This window comes from Thiospirillum jenense (assembly GCF_014145225.1).
Classification (GTDB): Bacteria; Pseudomonadota; Gammaproteobacteria; order Chromatiales; family Chromatiaceae; genus Thiospirillum; species Thiospirillum jenense.
In genome coordinates, this window is the sequence record NZ_JABVCQ010000101.1 from 1 (window position 1) to 656 (window position 656).

The window sequence follows — 656 nt, forward strand, 5'->3', positions numbered from 1 at the left end:
CGCAGGGGGAGTTTCCGCTCAGTCAATTAGTCGAGCGCTTGACGGCGGCGCTGGATATTGAAAAAGTTACCAAGAAATTTTTCAAAGAGTTTGCTCAAAAACGCACAGAATTTGTCGAATTGATTGATGGGATTCCGAATGAACACGAGCGGCGCTGGTTGGCGTCGGTGTTAATGAATCGGTTGATGTTTATTTGGTTTTTGCAATGCAAATTATTATTAGATAAGGGCAATAGTCGGTATTTGTTGGATCAATTGGCAGCGAGTGGCCGGCGCGGTCAGGATTTATTTTACAGCGAGTTTTTGCAGGCGTTGTTTTTTGAAGGATTTGCGAAACCGGCCTATGAACGGAGCGCGGCGACGCAGGCGCTCATTGGCGATATTGTGTTTTTGAATGGCGGGTTATTTTTACAGCATTCGCTGGAGTTGGAATACGGCGCGTCAATTCGTATTCCTGATAAAGCATTTGCCAATTTATTTAAGTTATTTGGCAGTTATTCGTGGCATTTGGATGATACGCCGGGCGGGCAGGATAATGAAATCAATCCCGATGTGTTGGGGTATATTTTTGAAAAGTATATTAACCAGAAGGCGTTTGGGGCGTATTACACGCGGCCGGAAATTACCGAGTATTTATCCGAACGCACGATTCACCGT

The 656-nt window shown here is 45.1% G+C and carries 1 protein-coding gene; it reads left to right on the plus strand.

Annotated elements, in window-relative coordinates; translation table 11 throughout:
• Positions 1-656 (plus strand): hypothetical protein (locus HUK38_RS14695; protein ID WP_202985589.1); only part of this gene is annotated, 656 nt, incomplete at both ends.